This is a genomic window from Stenotrophomonas sp. B1-1, assembly GCF_010894375.1.
Taxonomy (GTDB): domain Bacteria; phylum Pseudomonadota; class Gammaproteobacteria; order Xanthomonadales; family Xanthomonadaceae; genus Stenotrophomonas.
Genome location: NZ_JAAIUZ010000023.1, coordinates 149132 through 167240, shown reverse-complemented (window position 1 = coordinate 167240; position 18109 = coordinate 149132). Strand labels below are relative to the sequence as shown.

14 protein-coding genes are annotated in these 18109 nt (G+C 69.7%); 11 read left to right on the top strand and 3 right to left on the bottom strand.

Translation table 11 applies throughout. The features are described from left to right. Positions 1 to 15 precede the first annotated feature (15 nt). The 8 genes from G4G00_RS17190 to G4G00_RS17155 are packed head-to-tail and all read left to right on the top strand — an operon-like array spanning position 16 to position 10687. Complete coding sequence (locus G4G00_RS17190; RefSeq protein ID WP_108751763.1) at positions 16 to 1650, top strand: TldD/PmbA family protein; 1635 nt, start codon at positions 16 to 18, stop codon at positions 1648 to 1650. A 21-nt stretch (positions 1651 to 1671) separates the two neighbouring features. Next, complete coding sequence (locus G4G00_RS17185) at positions 1672 to 3006, top strand: TldD/PmbA family protein (protein ID WP_164275272.1); 1335 nt, start codon at positions 1672 to 1674, stop codon at positions 3004 to 3006. Next, positions 3006 to 3713 (top strand): DUF4159 domain-containing protein, encoded by a 708-nt coding sequence (locus G4G00_RS17180; protein ID WP_108760858.1) that lies wholly within the window; start codon positions 3006 to 3008, stop codon positions 3711 to 3713. The genes G4G00_RS17185 and G4G00_RS17180 overlap by 1 nt, the downstream gene beginning before the upstream one ends. Before the next feature lie 13 nt (positions 3714 to 3726). Beyond that, positions 3727 to 4710 carry a MoxR family ATPase gene (locus G4G00_RS17175; RefSeq protein ID WP_164275268.1) on the top strand — a complete coding sequence of 328 codons (984 nt, stop codon included), beginning with the start codon at positions 3727 to 3729 and terminating at the stop codon, positions 4708 to 4710. A 19-nt stretch (positions 4711 to 4729) separates the two neighbouring features. Then, complete coding sequence (locus tag G4G00_RS17170; RefSeq protein WP_164275313.1) at positions 4730 to 5626, top strand: DUF58 domain-containing protein; 897 nt, start codon at positions 4730 to 4732, stop codon at positions 5624 to 5626. After that, the gene (locus G4G00_RS17165) at positions 5623 to 6744 is read left to right on the top strand and encodes a BatA domain-containing protein (RefSeq protein WP_164275265.1); all 1122 of its coding nucleotides are present in this window, start codon (positions 5623 to 5625) and stop codon (positions 6742 to 6744) included. The genes G4G00_RS17170 and G4G00_RS17165 overlap by 4 nt, the downstream gene beginning before the upstream one ends. After that, positions 6741 to 8882 (top strand): DUF4175 domain-containing protein, encoded by a 2142-nt coding sequence (locus tag G4G00_RS17160; RefSeq protein ID WP_164275262.1) that lies wholly within the window; start codon positions 6741 to 6743, stop codon positions 8880 to 8882. The genes G4G00_RS17165 and G4G00_RS17160 overlap by 4 nt, the downstream gene beginning before the upstream one ends. Further along, the gene (locus G4G00_RS17155) at positions 8879 to 10687 is read left to right on the top strand and encodes a hypothetical protein (protein WP_164275259.1); all 1809 of its coding nucleotides are present in this window, start codon (positions 8879 to 8881) and stop codon (positions 10685 to 10687) included. The genes G4G00_RS17160 and G4G00_RS17155 overlap by 4 nt, the downstream gene beginning before the upstream one ends. A 103-nt stretch (positions 10688 to 10790) precedes the next feature. On the opposite strand, the gene G4G00_RS17150 is transcribed toward G4G00_RS17155, so the two are convergent. Both G4G00_RS17150 and G4G00_RS17145 read right to left on the bottom strand, forming a co-directional pair. Then, positions 10791 to 11465 carry a hypothetical protein gene (locus tag G4G00_RS17150; protein ID WP_164275256.1) on the bottom strand — a complete coding sequence of 225 codons (675 nt, stop codon included), beginning with the start codon at positions 11463 to 11465 and terminating at the stop codon, positions 10791 to 10793. A gap of 37 nt (positions 11466 to 11502) precedes the next feature. Next, entirely contained in the window at positions 11503 to 11991 is a 489-nt protein-coding gene (locus G4G00_RS17145) for a hypothetical protein (protein WP_164275254.1), read from the bottom strand. 236 nt (positions 11992 to 12227) lie between these two features. Here G4G00_RS17145 and G4G00_RS17140 point away from each other — a divergent pair, with 236 nt between their 5' ends. The 3 genes from G4G00_RS17140 (at position 12228) to G4G00_RS17130 (ending at position 16145) form a co-directional block, all read left to right on the top strand. Next, positions 12228 to 14717 carry a DEAD/DEAH box helicase gene (locus G4G00_RS17140; protein WP_164275250.1) on the top strand — a complete coding sequence of 830 codons (2490 nt, stop codon included), beginning with the start codon at positions 12228 to 12230 and terminating at the stop codon, positions 14715 to 14717. Beyond that, positions 14714 to 15736 carry a ribonuclease H-like domain-containing protein gene (locus G4G00_RS17135; protein ID WP_164275246.1) on the top strand — a complete coding sequence of 341 codons (1023 nt, stop codon included), beginning with the start codon at positions 14714 to 14716 and terminating at the stop codon, positions 15734 to 15736. The genes G4G00_RS17140 and G4G00_RS17135 overlap by 4 nt, the downstream gene beginning before the upstream one ends. An 85-nt stretch (positions 15737 to 15821) precedes the next feature. After that, complete coding sequence (locus tag G4G00_RS17130; protein ID WP_164275243.1) at positions 15822 to 16145, top strand: I78 family peptidase inhibitor; 324 nt, start codon at positions 15822 to 15824, stop codon at positions 16143 to 16145. 71 nt (positions 16146 to 16216) lie between these two features. Here the strand turns inward: G4G00_RS17130 and G4G00_RS17125 are convergent, their stop codons facing one another. After that, complete coding sequence (locus G4G00_RS17125; protein WP_164275240.1) at positions 16217 to 18106, bottom strand: M56 family metallopeptidase; 1890 nt, start codon at positions 18104 to 18106, stop codon at positions 16217 to 16219. Positions 18107 to 18109: the final 3 nt, after the last annotated feature.

Genomic DNA, 18109 nt, shown 5'->3' with positions numbered 1-18109 from the left:
ACGTGGAGAGCAGCCTTGCAAAGACGTGACTTCCTGGCCCTGACCGGGCTTACCGCGGGCGGCCTGATCGTGCCCTCGTTCTTCGGCAAGGCCATTGCCGCCGAGCAGCTGCAGTCCAGCCTGGACCCGGCGCTGAAGAAGCGCCTGGCCGACGCCGCCCTGCAGGCCGCGCGCAGCGCCGGCGCCACCTACTGCGACGTGCGCATCGGCCGCTACCTGCGGCAGTTCGTGATCACCCGCGAGGACAAGGTGCAGAACGTGGTGAACACCGAGTCCACCGGCGTGGGCATCCGCGTGATCGTCAACGGTGCCTGGGGCTTTGCCGCCACCAATGCGCTGGGCACCGCCGACGTGGCCCGCGCCGCGCAGCAGGCCGCCGCGATTGCCAAGGCCAACGCCGGCGTGCAGACCGCACCGGTGCAGCTGGCCAAGGCACCGGGCGTGGGCGAGGTGAGTTGGAAGACGCCGATCCGCAAGAACGCCATGGAGGTGCCGATCAAGGAAAAGGTCGACCTGCTGCTGGACGTCAACGCGGCCGCGATGGGCGCCGGTGCCAGCTTCGTCAACTCGATGCTGTTCCTGGTCAACGAGCAGAAGTACTTTGCCTCCACCGATGGTTCCTACATCGACCAGGACGTGCACCGCATCTGGGCACCGATGACGATCACCGCCATCGACAAGGCCAGCGGCAAGTTCCGCACCCGCGAAGGCCTGTCCGCACCGATGGGCCTGGGCTACGAGTACCTGGACGGCGCCGCCGCCGGCAAGGTGCTCACCCCCAACGGCGTGGTGAACTACGGCTCCTCCTACGACATGAAGGAAGACGCCATCGCGGCCGCCAAGCAGGCGCAGGAGAAGCTGAAGGCGCCGTCGGTGAAGCCCGGCAAGTACGACCTGGTCCTCGACCCGTCGCACACCTGGCTGACCATCCACGAATCGATCGGCCACCCGCTGGAACTGGACCGCGTGCTTGGCTACGAAGCCAACTACGCCGGCACCAGCTTCGCCACCCTGGACAAGCGCGAACAGCACTTCCAGTACGGCAGCGAGCAGGTGAACATCTTCGCCGACAAGACCCAGCCGGGCAGCCTGGGCGCGGTTGCCTATGACGATGAAGGCGTGAAGTGCAAGCGCTGGGACCTGATCAGCAACGGCAAGCTGGTGGACTACCAGACCATCCGCGACCAGGCCCATATCCTGGGCAAGACCGAATCGGACGGCTGCTGCTATGCCGATTCCTGGTCCAGCGTGCAGTTCCAGCGCATGGCCAACGTGTCGATGGCACCGGGCAAGACCCCGCTCAGCGTGGCCGACATGATCAAGGACGTGGAGAACGGCATCTACATCATCGGTGACGGTTCGTTCTCGATCGACCAGCAGCGCTACAACGCGCAGTTCGGTGGCCAGTTGTTCTACGAGATCAAGAACGGGCAGATCACCCGCATGCTGGAAGACGTGGCCTACCAGATCCGCACGCCGGAGTTCTGGAACGCCTGCACCGCCGTGGCCGACGAGCGCGACTACCGCCTGGGCGGTTCGTTCTTCGACGGCAAGGGCCAGCCGGGCCAGGTTTCGGCGGTCTCGCACGGTTCGTCCACCGCGCGCTTCAACGGCATCAACGTCATCAACACCGCACGCAGCCTCGGCTGACCGGTCAGGAGCCCTTACACCATGAGTATCTTCACCGAAGCCCAGGCCAAGGCCATCCTCGACAAGGTCATTGCCCTGTCCAAGGCCGATGAATGCAGCGCCGTCCTGGTCGGCTCGCTCAACGGCAACATCCGTTTCGCGCTGAACAACGTGTCCACCAGCGGCATTGTCGACAACACCGAACTGGCCGTCACCGTGGCCTTCGGCAAGCGCGTGGGCACCGCCTCGATCAACGAGTTCGACGATGCCGCGCTGGAACGCGTGGTCCGCCGCGCCGAGGATCTGGCCCGCCTGGCCCCGGAAAACCCGGAGTTCATGCCGGCCATCGGCAAGCAGACCTACCGCGCCAGTCCCACCTTCAGCGAATCCACCGCCGCCATCGACCCGGCCTTCCGGGCCAAGGTCGCCGCCGATTCGATCGCCCCGTGCCGTGGCAACGGCCTGATCGCCGCCGGCTTCCTGGAAGATGGCCAGGGCTTCTATGCCACGGCCAACAGCAATGGCAACTTCGGCTACCAGCGCACCACCAGCTTCGACTACACCTGCACCGTGCGCACCGAGGACGGCCGCGGTTCGGGCTGGGTCGGCCGCAACCTGAAGGACGCTGCCGACTTCAAGGCCGAGCAGGACATCCGCATCGCCATGCGCAAGGCCACCGAATCGGCCGAGGCCAAGGCACTGGAGCCGGGCAAGTACACGGTCATCCTGGAACCGGCCGCAGCGGCCGGCCTGATCAGCTTCATGATGAACTTCTTCAGCGCACGCTCGGCCGACGAAGGCCGCAGCTTCCTGTCGAAGAAGGGCGGCGGCAACAAGCTGGGCGAGCAGGTGTACGACCCGCGCGTGAGCATGTACGCAGACCCGTGGCACCCGGAAGCGCCGGTGCTGCCGTGGGACGGCGAAGGCATGCCGCGCGAGCGCATGGCCATCATCGAGAACGGCAAGGTGGCCAACCTGGACTACTCGCGCTTCTGGGCGCAGAAGCAGGGCAAGACCGCCAAGGCCACGCCGGGCAACCTGCTGATGAGCGGCGGCGAGAAGAGCACCGTCGAGCTGGTGCGAGGCACCCAGAAGGGCATCCTGGTCACCCGCACCTGGTACATCCGCATGGTCGACCCGCAGACCGTGCTGCTGACCGGCCTGACCCGCGACGGCACCTTCTACATCGAGAACGGCCAGATCAAGCACCCGGTGAAGAATTTCCGCTTCAACGAATCGCCGGTGATCATGCTCAACAACATCGAAGAGCTGGGCAAGCCGGTGCGCGTGGCCGGTGACGAATCCAGCTTCGTGATGATGATCCCGCCGATGAAGCTGCGCGATTTCACCTTCACCTCGTTGTCCGACGCGGTCTGATGGATCGCCGGGCCTGCCTGCGCTGGTTGGCCGCTGCCGCTTCGGCGGCGGCGCTGCCAGCGTGGGCGCAGGCGGGCCCGCGCAGTTCGCGCTACGACTTCTGGTTCACCCGCCTGCAGTACGATTCCGGCGATTGGGACGTGGACGCGCGCATGCCGTCCAACCTCATCACGTCCTTGATCGACTACACCTCGCTGCGCGTGGACCCGCAGGAACACGTGGTGGCCCTGGCCGATCCACGCATGCTGGAAGCGCCCTTCTGCTATCTGGCCGGCCACACCCTGGTGGAGTTCAACGCCGCCGAACGGCAGAACTTCGTGCGCTACGTGCGCAACGGTGGCTTCGTCTTCGTCGATGACTGCAACCATGACATCGACGGCCTGTTCGCCACTTCGTTCGAAGCGCAGATGGCGCGCCTGTTCGGGCCGAAGGCACTGCAGAAGCTGCCCAACAGCCACGCGCTGTACCGCAGTTTCTTCCGCTTCCCCGAAGGTCCGCCCGCCACCAGCTTCGAACTGAACGGCTGGGGCGACGACCTGGTGCACGACTACCTGAAGGGCATCGAGGTTGATGGCCGCCTGGGCGTGCTCTACAGCAACAAGGATTACGGCTGCGAGTGGGACTACGACTGGCGCAACAAGCGCTTCCTGGCCGAAGACAACACCCGTTTCGGCGTCAACATCGTGATGTACGCACTGAACAACTGATCGGAACACCGCCATGACCCAGCCCGACCTCGATTCCCTGCTGCCGCGCCTGCCTGCGCTGCGCGATGCCCTGGCCCATGCCGTGGTCGGCCAGAACGCGGTGGTCGAGCAGCTGCTGATCGGCCTGCTGGCCGGCGGCCACTGCCTGCTGGAAGGCGCGCCCGGGCTGGGCAAGACCCTGCTGGTGCGCTCGTTGGGGCAGGCGCTGGAACTGCAGTTCCGGCGCGTGCAGTTCACCCCTGACCTGATGCCCAGCGACATCCTCGGCACCGAACTGCTGGAGGAAGACCACGGCACCGGCCATCGTCATTTCCGCTTCCAGCAGGGCCCGATCTTCACGAACCTGCTGCTGGCCGACGAACTCAACCGCACCCCGCCCAAGACCCAGGCGGCGCTGCTGGAAGCCATGCAGGAACGCACGGTCAGCTACGCGGGAACGACCTATGCACTGCCCGCGCCGTTCTTCGTGCTGGCCACGCAGAACCCGATCGAGCAGGCCGGCACCTATCCGCTGCCCGAAGCGCAGCTGGACCGCTTCCTGCTGCACGTGCTGGTGGATTACCCCAGCGAAGACGAGGAACGGCAGATCCTGGAACAGACCACCGGCGGCGCCAGCGCAGCGGTGCCGAAGGTGATGGATGCCGAGGCGGTGATCGCCCTGCAGGCGGCCGTGCGCCAGGTCCACGTGAGTCCCGACGTGCTGGCCTGGATCACCCGCCTGGTCCGCGCCAGCCGCCCCGGCGACGGTGCGCCGGCGGCCATCAACCAGTGGGTGAAGTGGGGCGCCGGCCCGCGTGCCGGGCAGTCACTGGTGCTGGCAGCCAAGGCCCGCGCACTGCTGCAGGGCCGTTTCGCCGCCACGCGCGAGGACGTGCAGGCGCTGGCCGCACCGGTCATGCGCCATCGCCTGCTGCTGTCCTTCGCCGCCGAAGCCGAGCAGAAGCGCGCCGACGACGTGGTTGCAGCGCTGCTGCAGGCCGTACCGTTCCCCGGTTGATTCCCGCGTGAGCGCCGCCATCCCGCTGACCCTGCCGCTGACCCTGCCGCCGGACCTGCGTGCGCGCCTGCGCACGTTGCGGCTGTCGCCGCGCTTCGCCAGCGGGGCAAGCGGTATCGGCCAGCACGCCAGCCGCAGCCGCGGTGCCGGCCTGGAGTTTGCCCAGTACCGCGCCTATGAGCCGGGCGACGCGCTGCGCCAGATCGACTGGAAGCTGTACGCCCGCTCGGACCGCTTCTTCGTGCGCGAGTCCGAACGCGAAAGCCCGATTACCGTCTGGCTGCTGCTGGACGCCACCGCCTCGGCCGGCCAGGCCGACCGTGCAGCACCGCAGCGCACGCGCCTGGACCACATGCGCGGCGTTGCCGCGTGTGTGCTGGAACTGGCCCTGCAGCAAGGCGACCGCTTCGGCCTGCTGGCAATCAACGGCGATGGCCTGCAACTGGTGCCGGCCGCCAGCGGTGCACGCCAGCGCGATCGCATCCATCTGCAGCTGCATGCCCTGCAGGCCCGCGGCGCGTGGCCGGTGGCTGAGCGCCTGCGGCCGCTGTGGGAGCGCGTGCGCCCCGGCGATCTGCTGCTGGCCATCGGCGACGGCTTCGACGAAGCCGGTATCGCCTTGCTGGAACAACTGGCCGGCGCGCGCCGCGAGGTGATGCTGCTGCAGATCCTGACCGCCGACGAACGCGACTTCCCGTTCGATGCTGGCCATCGCTTCCGCGATCCGGAAACCGGCGACGAACTGCTGGGCGATGGCGCGGCAATCCGCAGCGATTACCTGCAGCGCTTCGCTGCCGCACGCACCGCCCTGCAGTCACGCCTGCAGGCCAGCGGCATCGCCAGCGCCACCGGCTGGCTCGACCAACCGCTGGACCAGCCACTGCAGGCCCTGTTCGGCCGCCGGGGCAGCGCATGAACCTGCTGTTCCCGCTGGGCCTGGCCGCACTGGCTGCCTGGCTGCTGCCGCTGCTGATCCACCTGGCCCGCCGCCATCCCTACACGCCGCTGGATTTCGCGGCCCTGCGCTGGTTGCGCGCGCAGATCCGCCCGCGCCAGCGCATCCGTTTCGATGACTGGCCGTTGCTGCTGGTGCGCTTGCTGTTGCTGGCTGCGCTGGCATTGCTTCTGGCAAGGCCTGCGCTGACCGGCCCTGCGCCGGTGCCCGCCGCCTGGACCGTGGTCGCCCCGGGGCTGGATGCGGGCGCCTTGCGGGGTGGCGCCGACGCTGCGACCTGGCATTGGCTGGCGCCCGGCTTCCCGGCCATCGAACAAGCGCCGGTGCCCGCCAGCGCCACCCTGCCCAGCCTGCTGCGCGAACTGGACGCGCAGCTTTCTGCAGGCACCGCGTTGATCGTGCACGTGCCCGATCCGTTGCCCGGCCTGGATGGCGCACGGGTGCAGCTGTCACGCGACGTGCAATGGCATGCGCATCCGCTCGCAGTCGCCACGGAGCAGGCGGAAGCAGCGCCACCGCAGCTGCGCGTGCAGGCCGATGCGCCCAGGGCGGCGCAGCACTGGGTGAACGCACTGCAGCGCGCGTGGGGCGTGCAGGCAGCGCCGGATACGTTGCCTGTCGATGCCCTGCCCGCGCGCGGCGAAACCGCTGTATGGACCCGGGGCGAGGCACTGCCCGCCCGCTGGCAGGCGTGGCTGGGCGACGGCGGCCAGGTGCTGACCGCCGCCAAGCCTGGCGCAGACGCCAGTGTGCTGTTGCGCGACGCCAGCGGCGCCCCCCTGCTCTGGCAGCAGCGCGTCGGCCGCGGCCGTCTGCTGTCGCTGCCCGCTGACTGGGATGTCGCCAAGACCGAGGCGCTGCGCGATCCGCACCTGCCGCGTGCCCTGCTGCTGGCCCTGCAGCCACCGCCGCCACCGCGGCTGGGAAATGCCCTGGACCAGGCGCCACAGCACGCGGTACTGCCAGCCGCCACAGCGCCAGTGCGCGAGCCCACCGCGTGGTTGCTGCTGGCCATCGTGCTGCTGTTCGCGCTGGAACGCTGGATGGCCAGCAGCGCGCGGCGCGGGAACGCAGGATGAAGACACTCCAGCTCGCATGGCGCCGCGCCCGACGCCGGCGCGCGCTCATCACCCTGCTGCTGGGACTGCCCTGGGCGTTGGCCGCCGTCACGTTGGCCCTGCGCCTGGCCGGGTTCGACATGGCCTGCGTGGTCGCCACGGTCGGTCTGCTCGCCTGCGCGGCACTGGCCACCGCGCATGCCCGTCGGCTGGACCGGCAGTGGCTGCAGCGGCAACTCGACAGCAGCGGCAGCAGCGAAGACAGCGCCGACCTGCTGTTTGCCGATGCCGCCACGCTCAATCCGCTGCAGCAGCGCCAGCGCACGCACGTGCTGGCCACCCTGGAACGGGCAATGCCGGAGCTGCGTCCGCGCTGGCCGCGCGGCGCGCTGCTGCTGTGCTGGCTGGGCGGCCTGGCCATCGCGCTGCTGGCACTGGGCTGGCCGCGTGCGGGCACACCGTCGCAGCCTGCGCACGCGCCGGCAGCGGGCCGGCAGACGCCCGCAGGACCGCTGCACCTGCAGTCCACTCGCCTGCGCGTGGACGCGCCGGCCTACACGGGGCAACCGACCCTCACCCAGAATGCCCTGGATGCCAAGGTCGCCGCCGACAGCCGGCTGTCCTGGTCACTGCGCTTTGATCGCGCCCCGACCAGGGCCTGGCTGCAGTTCCACGATGGCCGGCAATTGCCGCTGCGCGAGCAGGACGGCCACTGGCTGGCGCAGGACGTTGCGCGTGCGCCCGTGCTGTACCGCGTGGTGAGCGAACCGGCGCTGGCCGAAACCCGCCTGCACCGGCTGGACGTAGTGGCCGACCGGGCCCCCAGCGTGCGCGTGCTGGAACCGGCATCCAGCCTGGTGCTGGGCACGCCCGGGCAACGCCAGTGGACGCTGCGCTTCGAAGCCAGCGATGACTATGGCGTCGCTGCGGGGGCAATGTTGTCGATCACCACCACCCAGGGCAGTGGCGAGAACATCACCTTCGCAACACGCCGCGTGGCGCTGACCGGCACCGGCGAAGCCAGCGCGCGGCGCTTCGCCCACACGCTGGATCTGGCCGCACTGGGCGCGCAGCCCGGCGGCGATGTGATCGCGCAGCTGGAGGTCCGCGACAACCATGCCCCCCGGCCGCAGACCGCGCGCAGCAGCAGCGTGATCCTGCGCCTGCCGAGTGCGGAGGTGGCACTCACCGCCGAACTGGAAGGCCGCATCAAGAAGACCCTGCCGGCCTACTTCCGCAGCCAGCGGCAGATCATCATCGATGCCGAAGCATTGATCCGGCAGCGGCGTGCCCTCGCTGCCGACGCGTTCGTGACGCGCAGCGATGCCATCGGCGTGGACCAGCGCATCCTGCGCCTGCGTTACGGCCAGTTCCTGGGCGAGGAGAGCGAAGGCGCAGCGAAGCCGCCGCCGACCAGCGATCTGCCCACCAGCGATGCGCCCAGCGCCGACGCGCACGATCACGACGACCACGGCGACGATCATGACCATGATCACGGCGGCACCGCCAGCAGCGCCGATACGCCGCCGGTATTCGGCAGTTCCACCGACGTGCTTTCCGAATACGGCCACACCCACGACCACGCCGAAGCGGCGACCCTGCTGGACCCGCAGACGCGGGCCACGTTGAAGGCCGCGCTGGACCAGATGTGGTCGGCCGAAGGCGAGCTGCGCCAGGGCCGCCCCGAGCAGGCACTGCCCTTCGCCTACAAGGCGCTGGCTTTCATCAAGCAGGTGCAGCAGGCCGAGCGCATCTACCTGGCCCGCGTGGGGCCGGAGCTGCCGCCCATCGATGAGAGCCGTCGGCTGGGCGGTGACCGCGCCGGGCTGGCCAGCCGTGAACTGCCGTTGGCGCCACGCACGCCGCCGGACCCGGCCATCGTCGAGGCCTGGCAGCGGCTGGGTGATGGCGATGGCACCGCCGACCTGGATGCACTGGCCAGCTGGCAGCAACGCAATGCGGCCTACCTGCCCGATGCACTGGACCTGGCCGCCGCCATCGAGCAGGTGCGTATCGAGCCAGGCTGCAACGACTGCCGCCAGCGCCTGCGCGCGCAGCTGTGGCGCGCCCTGCAACGCCCGCTGCCGCAGGTGATGCGGCGCACAGCCACCGATGCGATGGGCCAACAGTATCTGGATGCACTGGAGGCGCAGCCATGACGGCCACCGCGTTGAACCTGTGGCTGGCCGTTGCCCTGGCCGTCATCGTGGTCGTGGCCAGCCTGCTGCAGCTGCGCACGCCCACCGCGCATCGCGGCCGGCGCGTGGTGCGGCTGGGTCTTCAGGCGATTGCCGCCGTGCTGCTGTACTTCTGCCTGTTGCCGCCCAGCGCGCAGCAGCCCGCGGGCGGCCTGGTCGTGCTCACCGCAGATGCCGCCGCCGCGGGTGCCGTGCCGGCCAGTGGCGGTCCAGTGCTGCTGTTGCCGGAGGCGGCGGACGTGGCGGGTGGCCAACGTGTGCCCGACCTGGCCACCGCGCTGCGCAGGCATCCTGCCGCCACGCTCACGCTGGTCGGTGCCGGGCTGGCAGCCCGCGATCGCGATGCCATGCTGCCAGCGAGCGTGACCTGGAAGGCATCTCCTGCGCCGCGTGGCTGGATCGCGCTGCAGCCCCCGGCCGATGCGGCGCCCGGTGCCCGTTTCGAGGTGCACGCGCAGGCGCGCGGCGTCACCGGCGGGCGCGCCGAACTGTTGGACCCGGCCGACACCGTGGTTGATCGAGCGACGTTGGGCGCCGATGGGCGCGTGCGCCTCAGCGGCATCGCCCGCGCGCCCGGCCGCAGCGTGTTCCATCTGCGCCTGCTGGATGCGCAGGCCCATGTGCTGGACAGCGTGCCGGTGCCGCAGCAGACCGTTGCGGCGCCGCCGCTGCGCCTGCGGGTGCGCGCCAGTGCGCCGGGGCCGGAGCTGAAGTACCTGCGCCGCTGGGCCACCGATGCCGGCCTGCGCGTGCAGGTCCAGGCCGACACCGGCGCCGGTCTCAGCGTGGGTGACGGTGCGGTGCCGCTGGACGCCGCCAGTCTGGCGCGCAGCGATCTGTTGCTGCTGGACGAACGCAGCTTGGCAGCGTTGGGCGCCGGGCAGGTGTCCGTGCTGCGCCAGGCCCTGCGCGAGGGGCTGGGCGTACTGGTCCGTAGTAGCGGCGCGCCCTCGGCCAGCGCACGGCAGCGCCTGCGCGATCTCGGCTTGCCGGTGCAGGGTGATGGCGGCGGCCATGCCGTTGCGCTGCCCGGCGATGGTGACAGCGCGATGCTGGCCGCGCGCCGGGGTCCGCTGGCCGCCGGCACACTGCCGAGCGCCGACGGCGAAGTCGCCGACCGCAGCTCGCACACGGCCGCACTGCCCGCGCTGGAAGCACTGGACCTGCAGTCGCCCGGCAGCAATGCACTGCTGCACGACCAGACCGGCGCGCCGATCGGCAGCTGGCGCAGCGTCGGCAAAGGCCGTATCGGCCTGCTGCCGCTCACTGACACGTGGCGCTGGGTGCTGGCCGGTCGCGATGATCGCCACGGCGAACTGTGGAGCACGGTGCTGGCCAGCGTGGCCCGCGCGCAGCGTAACGGCGACGCGCTCTGGTCACCGCAGGCGCAGGCCTGGCTGGGCGAGCGCGTCGCCCTGTGCGGCGTGCAGGCACCGCTGCAGGCCTTCGATCCAAAGGATGCAGGCGTGCCACTGGTCGTTGACGCCGCCACAGCGTCGCAGCGCTGCGCTGGCTGGTGGCCGCGTGAAGCAGGCTGGCAGCGGCTGCAGCATGGCGACGCGGCGGTATGGCGCTATGTGTTCGACACGAAGGACGCCGCCGTCCTGCACCGCCAGGCGATGATCGATGCTACGACGCAGGCGCTGGCAACCACCGTGCCGGTCAGCGCGCAGGCGATGCAGCCGGTGGCCGGCCCGCGTTGGCCATGGTGGCTGGCGTTCGTGCTGTGCGCTTCGCTGCTGTGGTGGCTTGAACGGCGTAGATGAACGCCGGGGTCGGATCCCTTTCGCACGCGAAAGGGCTCTGACCCCATCACACGGATCGCGGACGGCATCCACGCATGGCGTGGATCTACCGGGGTCGGATCCCTCAGCGTTTTCCCGCGCGCCGGTACACCCCGTCGAAGCGCACGTTCATGCCGCCGCATTCGCTGTTGTCCGACACCACCAGCAGATCGCCCAGCAACTGCGCGTGCACGCTGCAGGTGTCCTCGACGAAATCGACCTGGCTTCCGCGCGGCGTGGCCGACGCGTTCACCGCACCGATGTGCGGCCCACCCGGCCGCTCTTCCAGCGACGGATTGGCCGACGGCCAGTAGGCATCGCCTTCCACCTGCAACTGGCTGCCACGCACGCGGATCTGCAGGCCGTTGTCGCCGTCCTTCCAGTCACCCGCCCATCCCTGCAGGGTCGGCGTCACCTGCGGCACGGGCTGCAGCTTGCTGCGATCCACCCACCCCGCGCTGCCGCCCACCTTGTTGGGAAAGAACGCGCAGCGGTACGAGCCCAGGTCGCGGCCGGTCACCACCGTATCGCCGCTGACCACGTAGCTGCGCTGGCGGCACGCGGCCTCACCCTTTTCCGGGCAGCCGTCCAGGTCGCGCAGCAGGTACAGACGCTGCGTACCCACCACCGTGGCCACGGCGAAGTCCGACTGCTGCGAGGGGAAGGCGCCATTGCGGCATGAACCGTCGTCGGCCAGCTCGCTGGCCAGCGCCAACGACGGGCCGCACAGGGAAATCAGGAAAAGGGAACGCAGCAGCATCCAGGCAGCCTCGGAAAGAAAGACCGCAGGATAGCGCCTAGTCCTGCGGCGGTGCGCCGCAGCCGTCCTGCTGCTGGCAGAACTGCAATGCGCGCCGCTGCTGGTCGGCACTCAGTTCCGGCGGTGGCCGTGCAATGGCCGACTGGATCTGGTCCGGGCCGCCGGTCAGCTTGTTCAACCCGCGGCCTGCGGCGAGCACACCCTTGACCACGCCCATCATGATGTAGCCTCCGCCCAGGCTGACTTGCTCGGGCGTAGGCGGTTCCTGCCAATCGCGGCTGAAGCGGTTGTCGCCGAACTTCACGGGGTTCTTGAAGCGGTACAGATCCAGCGGCTGGTCATCTTCCGGCTTCAAGGCACGAACTTCGCCCAGCGTGGTCACGCTGTCCGGCGCGGATGCGGTTGCTGGCGTTGCCTGCACGCTGGTCTCGGTCGGCGGCGCAGGCAGCTGCTGCGCATGCGCGGTGACGGCCAGCATCATGCCGGCCAGAAGTGCTCCCTGCAGTGTCCGTCGTGCCACAGCCATTGCCCTGTCGGATGTGTCCAGTCTGCGAGCATACGCATGGCGGCTTCAGATTTTGTTGGCGAGCCGTGCAGGCGTTCAGTGTCAGGCGCGCTTCCAGGCGCGCTGCGCTGGGCTGGAAGACAGTGGCTGCGGGGCCCCGGCACTGAATGGTTTACTGCATCCCGGCCCGCGGTCTCACACCCTGAGACCCATCTGTGGTGCCATGTGACCCCTCGCAAACCGTAACCCCGCTCCCCATGGCCTACGAACTCGCCAAGCGCACTGCCGATGCCGAGCAGAAGCTCGCCACCCGCGATGGCCTTCCGGCGCGCGATGGCGCGCTGCTCAGCGCCCGCCTGCAGCGCCGCTACCACGACCGCATTACCGGCAGCTTCGCCATTCCCGGCCGCGAGGGCCGCTACGCGCCCATTCCCGAGTCGGTGCCGCCGGCCCTGGCCGCCGCGCTGAAGGCGCGCGGCATCGAGCAGCTGTACAGCCACCAGGCCGAAGCGTGGAATGCCAGCCAGCGCGGCGAACACGTGGCCATCGTCACCCCCACCGCCAGCGGCAAGTCGCTGTGCTACACCCTGCCGGTGGTCAGCGCGGCCATGCAGGACAAGGCCAAGGCGCTGTACCTGTTCCCGACCAAGGCACTGGCCCAGGACCAGGTGGCCGAACTGCTGGAACTCAACCGCGCCGGCGACCTGGGCGTGAAGGCCTTCACCTTCGACGGCGACACCCCCGGCGATGCACGCCAGGCCATCCGCCTGCACGGCGACATCGTGGTGTCCAACCCGGACATGCTGCACCAGGCCATCCTGCCGCACCACACCAAGTGGGCGCAGTTCTTCGAGAACCTGCGCTACATCGTCATCGACGAAGTGCACACCTACCGCGGTGTGTTCGGCAGCCACGTGACCAACGTGCTGCGCCGGCTCAAGCGCATCTGCGCGTTCTACGGCGTGCAACCGCAGTTCATCCTATGCTCGGCCACCATCGGCAATCCGCAGGCGCATGCCGAAGCGCTCATCGAAGCCCCGGTCACCGCCATCACCGAATCGGGTGCGCCCAGCGGGCCCAAGCAGGTGCTGCTGTGGAACCCGCCGGTCATCAACCCCGACCTTGGCCTGCGGGCCTCGGCACGGTCGCAGAGCAACCGCATCGCCCGCATCGCGATCAAGTCCGGGCTGAAGACCCTGGTGTTCGCGCAGACCCGGCTGATGGTGGAAGTGCTGACCAAGTACCTGAAGGACATCTTCGACCACGACCCGCGCAAGCCACCGCGCATCCGCGCCTACCGCGGCGGCTACCTGCCCACCGAGCGCCGCGAGACCGAACGGGCCATGCGTGCCGGCAACATCGACGGCATCGTCAGCACCTCGGCGCTGGAACTGGGCGTGGATATCGGCAGCCTGGACGTGGTGATCCTCAATGGCTACCCCGGCAGCGTGGCCGCCACCTGGCAGCGCTTCGGCCGCGCCGGTCGCCGCCAGCAGCCCGCACTGGGGGTGATGGTGGCCAGCTCGCAGCCGCTGGACCAGTACGTGGTGCGCCATCCGGACTTCTTCGCCGAAGCCTCGCCCGAACACGCGCGCATCGCCCCGGACCAGCCGCTGATCCTGTTCGACCACATCCGCTGTGCCGCCTTCGAACTGCCGTTCCGGGTCGGCGATGGCTTCGGCCCGGTCGATCCGGAAGTGTTCCTGGAAGCGCTGGCCGAAACCGAGGTCATCCACCGCGAAGGCGAGCGCTGGGAATGGATCGCCGACAGCTATCCGGCCAACGCGGTCAGTCTGCGCGCGGTGGCCGATGGCAACTTCGTGGTGGTCGACCGCAGCGATGGCCGCCAGCAGATCATCGCCGAAGTGGATTACTCCGCCGCCGCGCTCACCCTGTACGAAGGCGCCATCCACATGGTGCAGTCCACCCCGTACCAGGTGGAAACGCTGGACTGGGAAGGCCGCAAGGCCTATGTCACCCGCACCCACGTGGACTACTACACCGACAGCATCGACTTCACCAAGCTCAAGGTGCTGGACCGCTTCGACGGTGGCGTGGCTGGTCGTGGCGATTCACACCATGGCGAAGTTCACGTGGTGCGCCGCGTGGCCGGCTACAAGAAGATCCGCTATTACACCCACGAGAACATCGGCTACGGGCCGGTGAATCTGCCCGACCAGGAACTGCACACCACGGCGGTGTGGTGGCAGCTGCCGCAGGCGCTGCTGCTGCGCGCGTTCGCCAGCAAGCAGGACGCGCTGGATGGTTTCCTCGGCGCGGCCTATGCGCTGCACATCGTCGCCACCGTGGCGGTGATGGCCGATGCACGCGACCTGCAGAAGTCGGTCGGCAACGGTGATGGTTCCTGGTTCGCGATCGCCGACCAGACCGGCCGTGGCCAGCTGCGCGGCGGCGAGGGTGATCCCGGCATCGTCGAGCTGCTGCAGGAATTCGTGCCCACCGTGTACCTGTACGACAACTTCCCCGGCGGCGTCGGCCTGAGTGAGCCGCTGTGGCAACGCCAAGCCGAGCTGGTGCAGCGCGCGCGTGAACTGGTGCAGCGCTGCGACTGCAAGGCCGGCTGCCCGGCCTGCGTGGGCCCGGTGCTGGCCGCGCAGGAAGAGGACGAAACCTCGCCGCGTGCGCTGGCACTGCGCGTGCTGGACCTGTTCGATGCACACGCCTGTCAGCACGTGCCGGATGTGGTGGTGACCACGCGCGACCCGATGGAGCTGCTGGCGCCGTGAGCCTGAGCCTGGACAAACTGCGCCTGCTGCGCAGACAGGCCGGTGACCCGAAGGCCAGCGCGCCAGCCGTGCCCGAGCCGCCACCCGCAGCACCGCCCCCGGTGGCCGCCAACGATGCACGGCAACCGCCCGCCGAACGCTCGGTGTTCGCCTGGGTGGAACAGGAAATCCGCCACAAGCCGACCGGTGCCGCCGCGCCGGCGGCGGCCGCTGCACCGCTGCGGCGGCCGGAGGTGGGCAGCCTGCATCGCCTGCTTGGCCTGCGCACACGCGGCGGTCCGGCACCGGCGCGCGCCAGCGCGCAGGACCGGCAACTGCCCGGCGAGGAAATCGCGCCAGGCCTGTTCCTGATCGAATCGCTGCAGCCCCAGCCGATTCCGGCGCAGCCGCTGTCCTTGGACTTCGCCCGCCGCGATGGCCAGTACGTGGCCGCACGTGACCTGCTGTTCTTCGATACCGAAACCACCGGCCTGGCCGGCGGCACCGGCACCCGCGCTTTCATGATCGGCGCTGCGGACTGGCATGCCTGCCCGCAGCGCGGCGAAGGCCTGCGCATCCGCCAGCTGCTGATGTCCACGATGGCCGCCGAAGAAGCCATGCTGGCCACCTTTGCCGGCTGGCTGCGGCCGTCCACAGTGTTCTGCAGCTACAACGGCCGCAGCTACGACGCACCGCTGCTGAAGGCCCGCTACCGCCTGGCCCGGCAGCGCGACCCGATCAGCGCGCTGGACCATGTGGACCTGCTCTACCCCACGCGCCGCCGTTATCGCGGCAGCTGGGAAAACTGCAAGCTGTCCACCATCGAACGCCAGCTGCTGCAGGTGGTACGCGAGGATGATCTGCCGGGTTCGGAGGCACCCGGTGCGTGGCTGCGCTACCTGCGCGGTGGCGATGCGCTGAACCTGCGCCGGGTGGCCGACCACAACCACCAGGACGTGGTGACCCTGGCCCTGCTGCTGCAGCGGCTGGTGCGCGAGGAACAGCGCGAGCGCGAGACGCTGGCGCTGGTCGGGCACTAACCCGGCGCGGATTCAGGCAGCGTTGACACAGCTGACACGCACAGCGGCGACACTGCCGGTTATTCCATCCTGCGGAGTCGTGCCCATGCGTTCTTCTTCCCTGTTGCTGCTGGCCGCCATCCTGCCGTTGGCTGCCTGCAGCCACGCCGGCGGCAACAGCACCGCCGATTCCGGCAGCCTGCCGGCCAAGGTGTCCGATGGCCCGCAGGAGTGCCGTCCCGAAGCGCTGGAGGCATTCACCGGCAAGACCGCCGATGAGGCCACCATCAAGACGCTGGTGGCCGACAGCGGCGCGCGCAACGCGCGGGTGGTGAAGCCGGGCATGGCGGTCACCATGGATTTCCGCCAGGACCGGGTCACCGTGCAGGTGGACGCGCAGAACAAGATCGAGCGCGCCAGCTGCGGTTGATGTAATCGCGCCAGCGCTACCGGACGCGATCGATCCGGTAGCGCCGGGCATGCCCGGCGAGCGAAGCGGTCCTACAGCTGCTGGGCCTTGCGACTGGCCATCGCCCGGGCTATCACCTGTTTCACCTGCGCCGAGGCCTGCGCCTGCAGCTGGGCCTGGCGTTCCCCCAGTTCGGCCTGCTGGCTGCCCAGCGCGGACTGGCGCAGGCCCAGCTGGGCCTGCTGATCGGCCAGCTCGCTGATATCGCGGCTGTGGGTGTCCTGCAGGTCCTGCATGGCACGACGCACTTCGGCGTCGGCCGCGCGGGCAATCGCGGCATCGTCGGTCACACCGCGTGTCGCCCGTGCCGCCTCGGCCGCAGCCTCACGGTTGATGTCGGTGGCGCGCACGGCCTTGCTGGCCGCCTGCGTCGCCACGCGGGCGATTTCACGCGCGTGTACCGCCTGCTTGCGGCCCAACTCGCCCTGCTGGCGCCCCAGCGCGCCCTGCTCGCGGCCCAGTTCACCCTGCTGCCGGCCCACTTCCGCCGATTGCGCGTATACGCGCTGCAGCGGCTGGATCAGCGCCGGGTCACGCACGGCGTAGCGCTTGTTGCCCTCGCGGAACCACAGCACCGGGCCCTCGCGGCCGACATCGCGGCGGGCCTGCTTGATGTCGTCGATGGTGGCGCTGGCGTAGCTGCGGCCGTGGTCGATCAACACGTGGCCACGTTCCATGTCGTTGCCCAGATGCAGCTGGCCGACCGTGGTGAAGCTGTCGTCATCGTCCTCATCGAGCGGCGGGGCCGGCGGTGCGGGCGGCGCGGCGGGAGCGGCCGGTGGTGCGGGCACGGCGGGCAGTGCGCGCGCCGGGGCGGCAGGCGCCTTCGGTGCAGCGGGCGCCACTACCGCAGCCGGCGGCGACGGCGGGGCCGGCGGCACCGGGGCGGCCACCAGCTGCATCGGCGCCACGCTCAGCGCCAGTACCAGGGTGGTCAGCGCGGCCGCCAACACGCGCGGGCAGGACCGGCGCGGTTGGAGCGAAAGCAGGCGGCGCTTCAGACTGGTGGTGCTGGGTGCAGCGCTGGCCACGCCCAGATGCGGTGCCGGTGCTACGCCCAGCTGCAGCAGCAGGCGGCCATAGGCGTGGCGGCTGGCACCGTGCTGGCCGACCACCGCCGCATCCACCGCTTCCTCGCGGGCCTGGGCATATTCGCGCACGGCCATGCGCAGCAGCGGATGGAAGAAGAACAGGTGCTGCGCCAGGGCCGGCAGCAGCCCCCATTGCAGGTCACGGCGCTGCAGGTGCTGCAGTTCGTGGGTCAGCGCCAGGTCCAGCGCATCGCCCTGCAGCGCGTTGGCACCGGCGGGCAGCAGCAGCACCGGGCGCAGCGGCCCGACCAGCTGCGGTGCGTCCACCTGCGCGCTCATCCACAGGCGTGGTGCACGGCGCAGGCCATGGGCATCGGCCGCCAGTTGCAGCGCCTGCACCAGGGCGGCGTCTTCGCAAGGGTGCGCGGCGGCCAGCAGCGCGCGGCACTGCCGCCATTCGCCGAAGGTGCGCCATGCCATCAGCAGCACGCCGGACAACCACAGCGCGGCCAGCGCCAGTGCCCACACGGCCAGCGGCGATGCGCCGGTACCGATGGACGCGGCGATGTCGTGGGTCTGGTCGATCGGCGCGGCGGACAGCAGCTGCGCCGACGCTTCGGGCGCAAGCGGGTAGATCGCATCGGCGGCCAGGTCGGTGGTGGTCATCGCCACCTCAGCAGGAGCCGGCAGCCAGGGCAGCTGCAGCGGTTGGCTCCAGGCCAGGCCGAACACGGCCTGCAGCGACACCAGCCACCACAGGCGGCAGCGCGTGGCCGCCGACAGCGACGGCAGCCGCTTGCACACCAGATACACCAGCCCCACCAGCAGGGCGGTCTGCAGGCTGGTCCAGCCCAGCCGTTCCAGCAACGCGATCAGCATCGTGGTATCCATGGC

What these genes read in the sequence shown, in the direction of transcription:
- G4G00_RS17185 (WP_164275272.1), top strand. Translation starts at nt 1,672, where the DNA reads ATGAGTATCTTCACCGAAGCCCAGGCCAAGGCCATCCTCGACAAGGTC.
- G4G00_RS17180 (WP_108760858.1), top strand. Translation starts at nt 3,006, where the DNA reads ATGGATCGCCGGGCCTGCCTGCGCTGGTTGGCCGCTGCCGCTTCGGCG.
- G4G00_RS17175 (WP_164275268.1), top strand. Translation starts at nt 3,727, where the DNA reads ATGACCCAGCCCGACCTCGATTCCCTGCTGCCGCGCCTGCCTGCGCTG.
- G4G00_RS17165 (WP_164275265.1), top strand. Translation starts at nt 5,623, where the DNA reads ATGAACCTGCTGTTCCCGCTGGGCCTGGCCGCACTGGCTGCCTGGCTG.
- G4G00_RS17160 (WP_164275262.1), top strand. Translation starts at nt 6,741, where the DNA reads ATGAAGACACTCCAGCTCGCATGGCGCCGCGCCCGACGCCGGCGCGCG.
- G4G00_RS17155 (WP_164275259.1), top strand. Translation starts at nt 8,879, where the DNA reads ATGACGGCCACCGCGTTGAACCTGTGGCTGGCCGTTGCCCTGGCCGTC.
- G4G00_RS17150 (WP_164275256.1), bottom strand. Translation starts at nt 11,465, where the DNA reads ATGCTGCTGCGTTCCCTTTTCCTGATTTCCCTGTGCGGCCCGTCGTTG.
- G4G00_RS17145 (WP_164275254.1), bottom strand. Translation starts at nt 11,991, where the DNA reads ATGGCTGTGGCACGACGGACACTGCAGGGAGCACTTCTGGCCGGCATG.
- G4G00_RS17140 (WP_164275250.1), top strand. Translation starts at nt 12,228, where the DNA reads ATGGCCTACGAACTCGCCAAGCGCACTGCCGATGCCGAGCAGAAGCTC.
- G4G00_RS17130 (WP_164275243.1), top strand. Translation starts at nt 15,822, where the DNA reads ATGCGTTCTTCTTCCCTGTTGCTGCTGGCCGCCATCCTGCCGTTGGCT.
- G4G00_RS17125 (WP_164275240.1), bottom strand. Translation starts at nt 18,106, where the DNA reads ATGGATACCACGATGCTGATCGCGTTGCTGGAACGGCTGGGCTGGACC.